Annotated in this window: 12 protein-coding genes; 8 read left to right on the plus strand and 4 right to left on the minus strand. The window is 42.6% G+C overall.

All coding sequences use genetic code 11. The annotated features are described in order from the left end of the window. Positions 1–95 precede the first annotated feature (95 nt). Together PZB74_RS14120 and PZB74_RS14125 are read left to right on the plus strand one after the other, a co-directional pair. Positions 96–572, plus strand: a complete 477-nt coding sequence (locus tag PZB74_RS14120; protein ID WP_302237081.1) for a GyrI-like domain-containing protein — start codon at positions 96–98, stop codon at positions 570–572. A gap of 174 nt (positions 573–746) precedes the next feature. Continuing rightward, positions 747–2,129, plus strand: coding sequence for a Gfo/Idh/MocA family protein (locus PZB74_RS14125; RefSeq protein ID WP_302237082.1), 1,383 nt, complete (start codon positions 747–749; stop codon positions 2,127–2,129). A gap of 110 nt (positions 2,130–2,239) precedes the next feature. On the opposite strand, the gene PZB74_RS14130 is transcribed toward PZB74_RS14125, so the two are convergent. Then, positions 2,240–2,959, minus strand: a complete 720-nt coding sequence (locus PZB74_RS14130) for a sulfotransferase domain-containing protein (protein WP_302237084.1) — start codon at positions 2,957–2,959, stop codon at positions 2,240–2,242. A gap of 284 nt (positions 2,960–3,243) precedes the next feature. On the opposite strand from PZB74_RS14130, the gene tmk reads away from it, so the two are divergent. The 6 genes from tmk (at position 3,244) to PZB74_RS14160 (ending at position 8,410) form a co-directional block, all read left to right on the plus strand. Continuing rightward, on the plus strand, positions 3,244–3,864 hold the full coding sequence (tmk, locus tag PZB74_RS14135; protein ID WP_302237087.1) for a dTMP kinase: 621 nt from the start codon (positions 3,244–3,246) through the stop codon (positions 3,862–3,864). A gap of 178 nt (positions 3,865–4,042) precedes the next feature. Continuing rightward, positions 4,043–5,659, plus strand: coding sequence for a purple acid phosphatase family protein (locus tag PZB74_RS14140; RefSeq protein WP_302237089.1), 1,617 nt, complete (start codon positions 4,043–4,045; stop codon positions 5,657–5,659). Positions 5,660–5,758: 99 nt separating this feature from the next. Beyond that, positions 5,759–6,214 carry a DUF1801 domain-containing protein gene (locus PZB74_RS14145; RefSeq protein WP_302237091.1) on the plus strand — a complete coding sequence of 152 codons (456 nt, stop codon included), beginning with the start codon at positions 5,759–5,761 and terminating at the stop codon, positions 6,212–6,214. 26 nt (positions 6,215–6,240) lie between these two features. After that, positions 6,241–7,011, plus strand: a complete 771-nt coding sequence (map, locus tag PZB74_RS14150) for a type I methionyl aminopeptidase (protein WP_302237092.1) — start codon at positions 6,241–6,243, stop codon at positions 7,009–7,011. Next, the gene (locus PZB74_RS14155) at positions 6,989–7,612 is read left to right on the plus strand and encodes a Crp/Fnr family transcriptional regulator (RefSeq protein ID WP_302237094.1); all 624 of its coding nucleotides are present in this window, start codon (positions 6,989–6,991) and stop codon (positions 7,610–7,612) included. The genes map and PZB74_RS14155 overlap by 23 nt, the downstream gene beginning before the upstream one ends. 54 nt (positions 7,613–7,666) lie before the next feature. Then, positions 7,667–8,410 (plus strand): SDR family oxidoreductase, encoded by a 744-nt coding sequence (locus PZB74_RS14160; protein WP_302237096.1) that lies wholly within the window; start codon positions 7,667–7,669, stop codon positions 8,408–8,410. A gap of 98 nt (positions 8,411–8,508) precedes the next feature. On the opposite strand, the gene argJ is transcribed toward PZB74_RS14160, so the two are convergent. The 3 genes from argJ to PZB74_RS14175 all read right to left on the minus strand — a co-directional run bounded on the left by argJ (position 8,509) and on the right by PZB74_RS14175 (position 12,729). Further along, positions 8,509–9,720, minus strand: coding sequence for a bifunctional glutamate N-acetyltransferase/amino-acid acetyltransferase ArgJ (argJ, locus tag PZB74_RS14165; protein WP_302237098.1), 1,212 nt, complete (start codon positions 9,718–9,720; stop codon positions 8,509–8,511). 24 nt (positions 9,721–9,744) lie between these two features. Next, a complete protein-coding gene (argC, locus tag PZB74_RS14170) occupies positions 9,745–10,782 on the minus strand; it encodes an N-acetyl-gamma-glutamyl-phosphate reductase (protein ID WP_302237100.1) in 1,038 nt (345 codons plus the stop codon). Positions 10,783–11,040: 258 nt separating this feature from the next. Continuing rightward, positions 11,041–12,729, minus strand: a complete 1,689-nt coding sequence (locus tag PZB74_RS14175; RefSeq protein ID WP_302237102.1) for a glutamine--tRNA ligase/YqeY domain fusion protein — start codon at positions 12,727–12,729, stop codon at positions 11,041–11,043. Positions 12,730–12,778 lie beyond the last annotated feature (49 nt).

Genomic DNA, 12,778 nt, shown 5'->3' on the forward strand with positions numbered 1-12,778 from the left:
AGAATATTCAATATTTTTAAGTGAAAATCTGAATGTGCAGTATGGTGTAAATTCTTAATTTGTAAGACATAAACCCTATACCTTACACTTTCAGCATGAGTATTATTCAAAATAGCGAACCCATTCAGGTAAAGCCATTTCTAATTATTGGCATCACCATCAGAACCACCAATCAGGGAGGTAAATCCAGTCAGGATATCGGAATGTTGTGGCAACGTTTTCACAAAGATCAGCTTATTCACAAGATTCCTAATAAACGGAGCAATACGGTTTATTCAATCTACACTGAGTATGAGTCTGACTATCAGGGTGAGTATACATCTATCATCGGCTGTCAGGTTAGCAGCTTAGAGGAAGTTCCTGCTGGTATGGTAGCTAAAACATTTACTGGCGGTCCTTACCGCAAAATTACGGCCAGAGGCAAGTTACCTGACGCCATCGCCAACTGCTGGCAAACTATATGGAAAGAAGACAAGCAACTAGATAGAGCATATACCGCTGACTTTGAGGTTTACGATGAGCGAGCTGCCAATTTTGAGCAGGGTGAAGTAGATATCTATCTGGCAGTATAAATCTTGTTTGCTTTGTCTATTTCCTAATATACTGATTTGCCTTTTATAGTATAATTTCCCTATAGCCAAGTAGCAGTATTTGTTCAGTTAAACCCAATTTAGGCCTGTAGCTTTGAGTTTTGGCAAATAATTTACAAATTATGTTATGCAATCGTTTGTATAACTACTAATATCATGAATGACAACCGAAGAACTTTCATCAAAAAAGCAGCCTTAGGCACTACCGGACTGACATTGGGCGCTTCTGCGCTTACGGCTAGCGCTAAAAGCTACAATTCTATCTTAGGAGCCAATGACCGGATTAATATGTCGGTAATAGGCGTAAGAGGCCAGGGTTTCGGGCATCTCAAACGCTGGGCAAGTATGGCCGAATCCGAAAATGTGTATGTAAAAACCATCTGCGATGTAGACGAAAACCTATGGGCAGAGAGGGTAGAAGCCGTAAAAGAAATACAGGGCAAAAAGCCAGGCACAGAGTACGACATGCGCAAAGTATTTGACGACAAAGATATAGATGCCGTTTCTATTGCTACGCCTAATCACTGGCATGCGCTGGCTACCATCTGGGCAGTGCAGGCTGGTAAGGACGTATATGTTGAAAAGCCCTGCTCACACAATGTATTTGAAGGAAGGAAAATGATAGATGCTGCCCGCAAATACAACCGAATAGTACAGGTGGGCTTCCAGAACCGTTCTATTGACAATGTACGCAAAGCAATGCAGTTTCTGCACGACGGTGGTATCGGTGAGATATACATGGCCAGGGGCTTATGCTTTAAACCAAGAAACTCATTCGGAATATCTGCTGATAGTGAACCGCCACAGGGGCTACATTACGACCTTTGGTTAGGGCCTGCTCCTCAGCGCGCATACAACGAAAAGAAAGGGCATTACAACTGGCATTGGCACTGGGATACTGGTAACGGAGATATTGGTAACCAGGGACCGCACCAGTTTGATGTTGCTCGTTGGGGGATGAACAAAAATGAACATCCCGTTAAAATCTCTTCATCCGGAGGATATTATAAGTTCGGAAAAGAAGAATGCAGCCAGGAGACTGCAAATACACAAACTGCTTCTTTGGAATATGCAGACGGCAAAATTTTGCAGTTTGAAGTACGTGGCTTACCTACCGGAGGAGAAGCGCCTATGGGTGTAAAAATCGGAAACCTCTTCTACGGTACCGAAGGTTGGATGGAGGTTAACGGAGGCAACTGGAAAACCTACATGGGGCCTAAAAATGAACCTGGACCGAGCTCCGACAGTCAGGAAGAGGGGACCGATAAAGTGGTAGATTATCTTGCTGCACCTGGTAGTGGAGGGCATTATGCTAATTTTATTGCTGCAGTACGTTCTGGAAATAAGTCTGACCTAACCTGCGACATTGAAGAGGGATACTACTCTACTGTGCTTCCTCTGCTTTCTAATATTTCTTATCGTTTAGGTAGAAACCTGGAATTTAACGGACAAAAGGAAAAATTTGTCAAGGATGCTGAAGCTGATAAAATGCTAAGTCGCGAATACAGAAAGCCTTACGTAGTAGAGAGTAATGTATAAACTTAGCACTAATAACATACTAAAACTTGTGTAAATCGGCTATATATTATTAAACCGGATCGGCTAATCAAGCTAATCCGGTTTTCTATTTAAAAAGACCTTGACAAAGCTTATACCCAGCTAATTCCGTGGTTTCTTAAGTATGCCTGCCAGCTTTTTAGTCGTTCATAAACATGATACCTGATTACTACCTCCATTAGGTAAGCCCGCAAATTGCTATGGGCTTGTTTGAGAAAAGAGTGGCGAGAGTAGCGTTTTTTTGACAGTGCTATTTTTTTGGTAGTGACGGGAAGGTTGTAAAATGCCTCCATTTTGTTAATTACTTTGTGAGTATCCTGAGTAAGCTCTCGGTAATGGATAATTAATACGTTACTGTTCTTTTCCGCTTCTTTAATCCACTTGTTATTAAATTCTTTCAGCTCATTTAACAATCCATTATTTTCTGCGGCTTGCAGCCACTCACCTTCCGTTACTTTACCTTCAAATTCACTTTTCTTTCCATGAATACTTTTCAGTTCTGCCCTACGGTAAGCCAGAACAATATCGTAGGGGTTTCTAAGCAGTACTACTTTTTTAATATTTTTTAGAAGGCTAAGGTTGTCCGCCGTAGGTAGCACATGCTGTTTGTACAACTTATCATCAAGAGCAAACTCGTGTAACTCAGATGAGCCAAGTAGCTTTGCATCAGGGTGGTACTTCCCTAGCAGTGGAAATAAATCTGATTTTTCATAATGTTTAAAGGTAAGCTGCTGGGAGGGTAATGCATGTAGTTTTCCAAATGTATCAAGCAGAGAAGTGCTGGCACTTTTAGGTATAGATACTATTAACATAAAAAATGGTGTAGATAAAAAATTTCACAATGCTAACTCACCTAAGATAATGTGAACAAACCCTAATTGTTTGAGCTAAAATTGAATAAATAACATTTCATAATGAAAATTTGCAAGCTAATTTAAAATGTTCGTAGACTTAATCATCTTAAAAACAAGGATGTTCATGCGGTAATAAGGTGAGTTTTTAGAGGCAGTATCCTTTTTTATCTGCATGAAACTCAGATTTTGTAATGTATTGAAGTACTTTTGTTCTTTTATCGGACAAAATTGAATTACAAGTCATGGCTAAGAACTTATTCATTGCTCTGGAAGGAATAGATGGCAGCGGAAAAAGCACACAGAGTCAACTGCTCGCACGGCAGCTTCAGCAGGCTGGTCATAAGGTCTATACCACTTTTGAGCCTACAGATAGCCCCATCGGCAAAATGATCAGAGATATTTTTAGCCATAGAATGGAAGCTGACCATAAAGTAATAGCCGGACTCTTTGTAGCAGACCGTTTGCATCACTTATCCAACCAAGAGGATGGAATCCTCAAGAAACTGGAAGAAGGCTACACCGTAATAAGCGATCGTTATTACCTCTCTTCATATGCTTACCATGCTGCTCATATGTCTATGGATTGGGTAATTAACGCAAATAGCATGGCCGCCGATCTCCTTCGCCCGGATCTCAATATATATATAGATGTAGATCCAGAAACCAGTATGGAGCGTATAAACAAAGGTAGAAGCTCTACAGAGATGTACGAAACGCTAGACAATCTAAAAAACGTAAAAGCCAAATACTTTGAGGCCTTTGAAAAGGTAAAGCATGATGAAAATATATATATCATCAACGGAAATCGCGAAGAAGAAGAAGTAGCCGAAAGTATTTGGCAGGAGGTTCAGAAAATCCTGTGACCTTTTTTAAAGTAAAGCTTTGTTTATTTTTTCAGAGGTATAGATAACCTATACTTAACATACTTTGCTGTGCATATTGCGGGTGTTTGCAGATTTTTGCGACCTAAGGTATATGCTCAAATCTTGAGTATATTGTCTTATAAGCAATTTTTCATTTCACTACACTACCTATACCGCTATGTACTTTAAAGTTTTTCTGGTTCAGGTGTTCTTCCTGAGCATGAGCTTGTCTGCGATAGCTCAAAATAATCAGACTGAAATCACAATAGGCCCATACCTACAAGATGCTACGCCTAATTCCATCAAAATTATGTGGGAAACCAGCCAGGGTGAAGAAAGTATCGTAGAATGGGGTACTACGCCCAAGCTGGGTAAAAAAACGAAAGGAACTGCTTTTGAGGTAAATTATACCGATTCTCGCATTCACGAAGTAGAACTGAAAGGTCTTGAAAGGCTAAGCATGTATTATTACAGGGTAAGAACGGCTAAAGCCGTATCTGATATCTACCAGTTTAAAACCCCTGCCTTTGCTAAAGACCAAGAGGCCTTCAGGTTGGTAGCCATGAGCGATATGCAGATTGACAGCGGCAACCCCGATAAATTTGCAGAAATTATTCAGGACGGAGTGCTCAGCTACCTTAAAAAGGAGTTTGGTGGAGCAGTACCTGAGAATCTGGGCCTGGTAATGATCCCCGGAGACTTGGTAACCGATGGGGCCCGTTACTATCAGTGGAAGGAGCACTTCTTTGACCCTGCCAAAGAGCTATTCTCTCAAGTGCCAGTATATCCGGTACCGGGTAATCATGAGCGCAATTCTATCTATTTTTTCAAATATTTTAGCTTACCCAAAAATGGGCATCCTGCTTACAATGAACATTACTGGTACAAAGATCATGGTAACATCCGTATCATTGGCTTAGACTCTAATGAAGGGTACCGCAACCATTTTCAGCTAGACTGGCTAAAAGAAGTGCTGAAGAAAACCGCGGAAAACGACAGTATTGATTTCGTATTTGCTCAGCTTCATCATCCTCACAAATCTGAGCTTTGGCTGGATGGAGAAGAAGATTTTACCGGCAAAGTGGTAGAGCAGCTAGAAAATTTTAGTACCGAAACGGGTAAGCCCAGCCTGCATTTTTTTGGGCACACTCACGGGTATTCTCGTGGACAGTCGCGCGACCACAAACACCTCTGGATCAATGTAGCAACTGCCGGAGGCAATATTGACTATTGGGGCGAGTTTGCGCAGAGAAACTACGATGAGTTTACGGTTACTCAGGATGAATACGGCTTTGTAATGGTAGAAGTTGACCCTAACCAGGGAGACCCGAAATTTACAGTAAAAAGGTTTAGTCGGGGTAATGAAAACCTTCATAGGGAGAATGAACTCAGGGATAGTGTAACCGTTTGGCGCTTTGATAAAAAACCTAAAACTCCTGAGGGTATATCGCCCAAAAATACTCAGCTGAAGTCTACGGAAATAATACTGAAAGCCGATGCATTTGAAAGTGACCTGAGCAATGCAAAACATGGGGCGAGCCATTGGCAGCTGTCCCAAACTCCTGATTTTGAAAAATTAATAGTTGATAGCTGGAAGCAGTACGAAGACTGGTACTCATATCAAAACTTACAGAAAGACGATGACCTTACCGACGAAAAAGTTCACCGACTGCCTGCCGGACAGACCTATTACTGGAGGGTAAGGTACCGCGACCAGAACTTAAACTGGAGCGAGTGGTCAGAGCCTTCTCAGTTTAGTACTCTGTCCGAAGAGAGCCGCCGTGCAGAAGAATAATCAGTTATTGTAAACCTTTAAGTTGAGGCTTGTTTCTATTGAAACAGGCCTTTTTTTGTAACTGGCTTTGTATCTTTGAATAAACCAAATGATCAAAGCGTGCAATCCAAAGCCAACAGCCCACAAGAGTACCTGAACTCCCTTCCTGAAGAAAGGAAGCAGCCTATGCAGGCTCTCAGAAAAGCCATTAAAGACAATCTGCCCAAGGGTTTTGAAGAAACCATGAGCTACGGAATGCTGGGCTTTGTCGTTCCTCATAGCATTTATCCTGCTGGCTATCACTGTGACCCTAAATTACCGCTGCCATTTGTTAACCTGGCCTCGCAGAAGAATTACATTTCTCTCTATCATTCCGGCTTGTACGCTGATCCTGATATGTTAAGCTGGTTTACCAGTGAGTATCCTAAGCATTCAGATGCAAAGCTGGATATGGGAAAGAGCTGTATCCGATTTAAAAAAATGGATAAATTGCCCTTAGCACTGATAGGTGAGCTCTGTCAAAAAATGACGCCCCAGCAGTGGATAGAGCTTTACGAAAGTCGGGTAAAACAGTAATTCTTCTAACTAACAAACATTAACCTATGTCTATCACTTCTCAGTCAGAGTTAGCAGGAATGCAAAAAGTAAGTCGTGCCGTAGGGCTTACTCTAAAAAAAATGCATGCTTATGCCAAAGTAGGTATGCATACTGCCGAATTAGATGAGTATGGAGCTAAGCTCTTGCAAGAGTTTGGCGCAAAATCAGCCCCTAAGCTCACCTATGGCTTTCCAGGCTGGACATGTATTAGTATAAACGAAGAGGTAGCGCATGGAATACCCTCTACGTCCAGAGTGCTAAAAGATGGAGATCTGGTAAATATAGATGTATCGGCAGAGTTAGATGGGTACTGGGCAGATAATGGAAGTTCCTTCGTGCTGGGTAATGATATTCACCAGCACTCAAAACTGGTTAATGCTTCTCAAAAAATTTTGCTTAAGGCTATCAGTAGAGTTAAGAGTGGAGTACGTATTGCTGATATTGGCAGACTAATAGAGTTGGAAGCCAGAAAATCTGGTTACAAAGTAATCAGAAACCTGGCGGGGCACGGGGTAGGGCGCAGCTTACATGAAGCACCATACGAAATACTTAATTGCTATGATGCTCATAACCGCGAGCGGTTTAAGAAAGATACGGTAGTAGCCGTAGAAACCTTTATTGCAACCCGATCCAACTGGGCCAGAGAGATGCCCGACGGCTGGACACTCAAAGGTAACAGAGGCGGGTTTGTAGCTCAGCACGAGCATACTATAGTAGTAAAGGATGGCAAACCTCTTATACTTACCCAGGCCAATGGCATATCTGCTGCTGGCTAAACAGAGAATTTCTATGGCCGAGCAACTTATTCAGGCAATCCGAAAGTTGGCAGATATACCTAAAGGAGAAGCAAATCGCTTGCTGAATATCAGCCAGCTTAAACCCATAAAAAGAGGAGAGCTTTTTATCTCTGAAGGTCAGATACCCAGAAAGTTTGCCTTTATACATGAAGGACTGTTCAGGTATTATTATGTAGATGATAAGGGGAGTGAATTTACCAAAGGTTTCTTTCCGGAAAATAGCTTCTTAAGCTCGTATAGTGCCATGATACAGCAAAAGCCTTCTCACTTTAGCATAGAAGCCCTGGAAGATGCCACAATAAGTGTAGTAAAGTATCAGGATTGGCAAGGCATACTGTCAACTCATCCCTGCTGGCAAAGCCTGCTATTGGCCCTAATTGAAAAAGCATTCATCAAAAAAGAAAGTAGAGAGCGTGAGTTTTTGCTTTTTGATGCGGAAAAACGTTACAGAATATTCTTAGAAAATTATCCGGGCCTGAACCAGCGTATCAAACAGCATCTTATAGCCTCTTATTTGGGGATTACTTCTGTTGCTCTGAGCAGAATCCGAAGAAAAATGGGTGTCGTTAACCTGGGTTAATGCAAAGCTTCTGCAAACCAGCTTTTTTTGTCAGTATCACTAAAAAGCAAAGGTATGCGACTCACAAAAAATACAATTCTTATTACAGGAGGGAGCTCAGGAATAGGGCTGGAGTTATGTAGGGTGCTTATTGCTAAAGGTAATCAGGTTTTAATTTGCGGCCGATCCGAAGAAAAACTGGCTCAGGCCAGGGTGAGCTACCCGGCAGTACAGACTTTTTGCTGCGATCTTTCCCAGCAGTTGGGTAGAGAAAAACTATTTGCGTGGGTAGCGGCCCATTTTCCAGCCTGCAATGTGCTTATCAATAATGCTGCTATAGTGCATCGTACCGATTTTTATACTGATCCTGATATGATAGCAAAAGCTGAGCGAGAGATTCAAACTAACCTGATGGCACCAATTGCGCTTACTAAACTCTTTATGCCACTTTTAGAAAAGAATGCGAATGCCGCCATCATCAACATTAGTAGCGGCTTGGTCTACGCTCCAAAAGCTATTTATCCTATCTACAATGCTACCAAAGCAGCATTGCATGCTCTTAGCCAGGTGCTCAGACATCAGCTCCAAGCTAGGCCTGTAAGACTTATAGAAGTGATGATGACCGTAGTAGACACTCCCTGGCATAAGGGTAAAGCTCCTGCCATGGCTATCTCAGCAGAAAAAGCGGTATACGAAACATTAAAAAAGATAGAGAAAGGGCAGGAAGAGATTAAAATAGGGCAGGTAAATAAGCTGTATTTACTTTCCAGATTATCGCCAGGGCTGGCATTCCGATTAATCAACAGAGCCACAGCGTGATGATAAAAAAAAGACTATTTCATACACCGCTAATTTTCATCAGGGCTACGAAATAGTCTTATGCAATAAACTAAACTCAGAGCGTGTACTTTAACTCTTTAGGTAGTGTACACAGAGTTGAATACCACGTAGTCGGTAGTCAGGTCAGCACCCCATCCGGTGGCCTCTGCTTCACCGCTTCTCATATCCAGCTGAATACGTACATGAGACTCACGAAGCACTTTTTTCATATAGTTACGATCAAACTCCAAAGGCTTCCCTTCTTCTAAAACTTTTACCAGGGTCTTCTCTTCACCTATATAGAGGTCTACATCTTTGTAGTCAAAGGGCACTTCGGCATTGCCAGCGGCGCAGATTACTCTACCCCAGTTAGGGTCGCGTCCATACATTGCCGTCTTTACCAGATTAGAGTTTGAAATGGTACGTACCAGCTTACGTGCGATTTTCTCGTCAGGCGCGTTAACTACTTTGTACTCAATAAATTTTGAGGCACCTTCGCCATCAGACACAATAAGTTTGGCAAGGTGAATCATCATATTCTGTAGCTGCTTCATAAACTCCGCATAGCCCGGATCATCTTCAGACTGAAGCTCCTCATTGCCAGCCATACCATTAGCAAGAACGCCTACCATATCGTTGGTAGAGGTATCGCCATCAACAGTAATCATATTAAATGATCGGTCTACCGCTTTTTTTACAGATTTATTCAACAGTTCAGGGGTAATCGCAACATCGGTTACGATAAAGGAAAGCATAGTAGCCATGTTGGGGTGTATCATACCTGAACCTTTGGCAATACCCGCCATATGTGCTTCTTTGCCATCTATCTCAAACTCAGTAAATCCTTCTTTAGCAAAAGTATCAGTGGTGAGGATGGCATTCGCTAGAAATGAGCCCGCATTGGACTTATTACTTAGCTTCTTTACATTTTCACGTATACCAGCTACTATCTCCTCTGTAGGAAACTCCTTTCCAATTAGTCCGGTAGAGGCAACGAGAACTAACTCTTTTGCTATGCCCAGTTCTTCGGCCATAGTTTCTACCATGGCTTCAGCGCCCTGGCGTCCTTGCTCTCCGGTACAGGCGTTGGCGTTTCCTGCATTAATAACGATAGCCTGAGCTTTGCCATCGGCAATATGGCGACGAGAAACTTTAATAGGTTCAGCTACTACTTTATTTTGTGTAAAGGTAGCGGCTGCACTGGCAGGTACTTCTGAAAAAATCAATGCCAGGTCTCTCCGCATAGACTTAACACCTGTATGGGCTCCCCAGCAGGTGAATCCTTTTACATTAGTTATGTTCTGAATCATGTAGATTTCGTATTTGGTTCTTGTTTATGGGTTGACAGGTACTTGTTGCAGGCCACTTTTTTCTTCCAGGCCAAACATCAAATTCATGTTATGGACAGCTTGTCCTGAAGCGCCTTTTACCAGATTGTCTATGGCGCTAACGGTGATAATGCGTTTGGTGCGAGCATCATAAGTAGCAAAGATATCACAAAAATTAGATCCACGCACATCTTTCACTGAAGGTGGCTCCTGGCGTAGCCTCACAAATGGTTCGTTGGCATAAGCTTCATGATAAGCCTCTTTTACATCTTCCTCGCTAATAGCGGATTTCGGATGCGAATAAGCCGTAGCGATGATACCCCTGTCTATCGGCAGTAGGTGAGGGGTAAACTGTACAATGGCTTCCTGCGTGGCTACGCTACTCAACTGCTCCTGAATCTCTACCGAATGACGATGCGTTTTAATGCCATAAGGTTTAAAGTTATCATGTACAGTGCTAAAATGTGTCGCTGTTTTAGGTTTTACCCCTGCGCCGGTAGTACCGGATTTTGCGTCAATTATGATGGAGTCACTGTTTACGAGTCTGCTCTTTACCAAGGGGTAAGTTGCAAGTATAGAGGCAGTGGGGTAGCAGCCAGGGTTAGCAATCAGTCGTGCTTTGCGTATTTGCTCCCGGTACATTTCAGGTAGACCGTAAACCGCGGTTTCAAAACCTTTTTCAAAAATATGGTCCATGCCGTACCATTCCTGGTATACCTCGGGGCTACTTAAGCGGAAGTCTCCTGACAGGTCTACAATTTTAAAAGAAGAGTCGTAGTAGTCTTTAACAAAATTCATGGCTGCACCGTGAGGCAATGCCAGAAAAACTACGTCCAGTTGATAGTTTTTTACTTCTGCCATGGGTTGCAGTACCAGGTCTGTAAGTCCGTTGAGGGCAGGATATATTTCAGCAATCTTTTTCCCGGCCTTACTTTCAGAAGTAATGAGTTTTATTTCAGCTTCAGGGTGCGTGTGTAAAATACGGATTAGTTCGGAGCCGGTATAGCCGGTAGCCCCGATAATTCCTATTGAAAGTGTATTCATGTATCTGAAAATTAAATTGAATAGCAAATGCTATTGTTTAAAAAAATATTGTTTCTGCTACCTTTTTAGCCTTTTAAAAGTCAAAGTGCTGTTTATGCCAGTATTTTGTTTGCTGATATTCATTATACAAAAAACCGGTCTGGATGGTTTATGGTGGGCCAGACAAATGAATATCTTAAAAATAGCATTCAGGTAGCTATTACAGCACTAATTTATGCTATAACAAAAAAGGGAGCCACTGCTCCCTGATTTTTTGTATTACTTTTTGTTAATTTTTGCCCAGGTATCACGAAGAGTTACTGTCTGGTTAAAAATCAAGTGCTCAGCAGTAGAGTCAGGGTCTAGTGAATAATAGCCTTTACGCATAAACTGAAAGTGCTCCAAATGTTTCGCTTCTTTAAGGCTGGGCTCTACATAAGCGTCCTTTATAATTTGCAGAGAGTCAGGGTTTAAGAATTCTTTAAAATCCTTTTCCTTATGACCCGCGGGATCAGGGTCGCTAAATAAACGATCGTAAATTCTTACCTCTACCTTTTGGGCATGCTCTGCCGATACCCAATGCATTGTGCCTTTAACTTTTTTGCCGCTGGTATCTTCACCACTTTTGGTCTGAGGGTCGTAAGTACAATAGATTTCCTCTATCTCTCCGGTTTCTTCGTTTTTCTTAAAGTCTTCGCACTGCACGATATAGGCACCCTTCAAACGAACCTCTCTACCGGGACCAAGCCTGAAAAACTTTTTGGGAGGCTCTTCCATAAAGTCATCACGTTCTATGTACAGCTCTCGGGAGAAGGGTACAATACGGTTGCCGCTTTCCGGATCCTCAGGGTTATTTTCTACCTCCAGCTCTTCGGTTTGGCCTTCAGGGTAGTTGGTAATGATCAGCTTCACTGGGGCAAGCACACCCATAACGCGAGGTGCACGCTTATTCAGGTCTTCACGGATGCAGAATTCCAGCAGGCTAAGGTCTATCACATTATCGCGCTTAGCCACACCAACTCGCTCCGCAAAATTGCGAATGCTTTCAGGTGTATAACCTCTGCGACGTAGCCCCAGAATGGTAGGCATACGTGGGTCGTCCCAACCGTTTACGTATTCACCATTTACCAGCTCAAGCAGCTTACGCTTGCTCATTACCGTATAGCTAAGATTTAGACGGGCAAATTCAATCTGGCGTGGGCGAGGGTCAAAATCACCAATCTGGTCTAAAAACCAGTTGTATAGCGGTCGGTGGATCTCAAACTCAAGTGTACACATAGAGTGGGTGATACTCTCCAGGGCATCGCTCTGCCCATGTGCCCAGTCGTAGTTAGGGTAAATTTTCCATTTGTCGCCTGTACGGTGATGCTCCTTTTGCAGTATGCGGTACATTACGGGGTCGCGTAACTGCATATTAGTAGAAGTCATATCTATTTTGGCCCGCAGTACTCTGGAACCTTCGTCAAAGTCTCCATTCTTCATGCCTTCAAACAGCTTGAGGTTTTCTTCCACTGAGCGATTGCGGTAGGGACTTTCCTCTCCGGGCTGGGTGGGAGTACCTCGCATACGGCGTATATCTTCCACCGGAGAGTCATCCACATAAGCTTTTCCCTCTTTAATTAGCTTGACAGCCCATTCGTAGAGCTGATCAAAATAATCAGAGGCATAAAACTCACGATCTTCCCAGTCAAAACCCAACCAGCGTACATCATCTTTTATAGCATTGATATACTCGGTGCTTTCTGTAACCGGGTTGGTATCGTCAAACCTAAGGTTAGTTTTGCCTCCGTATTTTTCAGCCAGTCCAAAGTTGAGGCAGATAGACTTGGCATGACCAATGTGTAAATACCCATTAGGCTCAGGAGGGAAGCGTGTGTGCACTACACCTCCGTTTTTACCATTGTTGATATCTTCTTCTATTATTGCTTCTAAAAAATTAAGAGAAGGGCGCTCTTCTTGCTTATTCATGCTGTAATCATTTTTGAATGGTCAAAATTGCCGTACAACTCACAGAATG

The organism is Porifericola rhodea (genome assembly GCF_030506305.1).
Lineage (GTDB): Bacteria > Bacteroidota > Bacteroidia > Cytophagales > Cyclobacteriaceae > Catalinimonas > Catalinimonas rhodea.

Bases quoted from the DNA above. Each gene is read 5' to 3' on its own strand.
- PZB74_RS14140 (WP_302237089.1), top strand. From the start codon at position 4,043: ATGTACTTTAAAGTTTTTCTGGTTCAGGTGTTCTTCCTGAGCATGAGC.
- PZB74_RS14125 (WP_302237082.1), top strand. From the start codon at position 747: ATGAATGACAACCGAAGAACTTTCATCAAAAAAGCAGCCTTAGGCACT.
- PZB74_RS14175 (WP_302237102.1), bottom strand. From the start codon at position 12,729: ATGAATAAGCAAGAAGAGCGCCCTTCTCTTAATTTTTTAGAAGCAATA.
- PZB74_RS14130 (WP_302237084.1), bottom strand. From the start codon at position 2,959: ATGTTAATAGTATCTATACCTAAAAGTGCCAGCACTTCTCTGCTTGAT.
- map (WP_302237092.1), top strand. From the start codon at position 6,241: ATGTCTATCACTTCTCAGTCAGAGTTAGCAGGAATGCAAAAAGTAAGT.
- PZB74_RS14155 (WP_302237094.1), top strand. From the start codon at position 6,989: ATGGCATATCTGCTGCTGGCTAAACAGAGAATTTCTATGGCCGAGCAA.
- PZB74_RS14120 (WP_302237081.1), top strand. From the start codon at position 96: ATGAGTATTATTCAAAATAGCGAACCCATTCAGGTAAAGCCATTTCTA.
- PZB74_RS14160 (WP_302237096.1), top strand. From the start codon at position 7,667: ATGCGACTCACAAAAAATACAATTCTTATTACAGGAGGGAGCTCAGGA.
- tmk (WP_302237087.1), top strand. From the start codon at position 3,244: ATGGCTAAGAACTTATTCATTGCTCTGGAAGGAATAGATGGCAGCGGA.
- argJ (WP_302237098.1), bottom strand. From the start codon at position 9,720: ATGATTCAGAACATAACTAATGTAAAAGGATTCACCTGCTGGGGAGCC.
- argC (WP_302237100.1), bottom strand. From the start codon at position 10,782: ATGAATACACTTTCAATAGGAATTATCGGGGCTACCGGCTATACCGGC.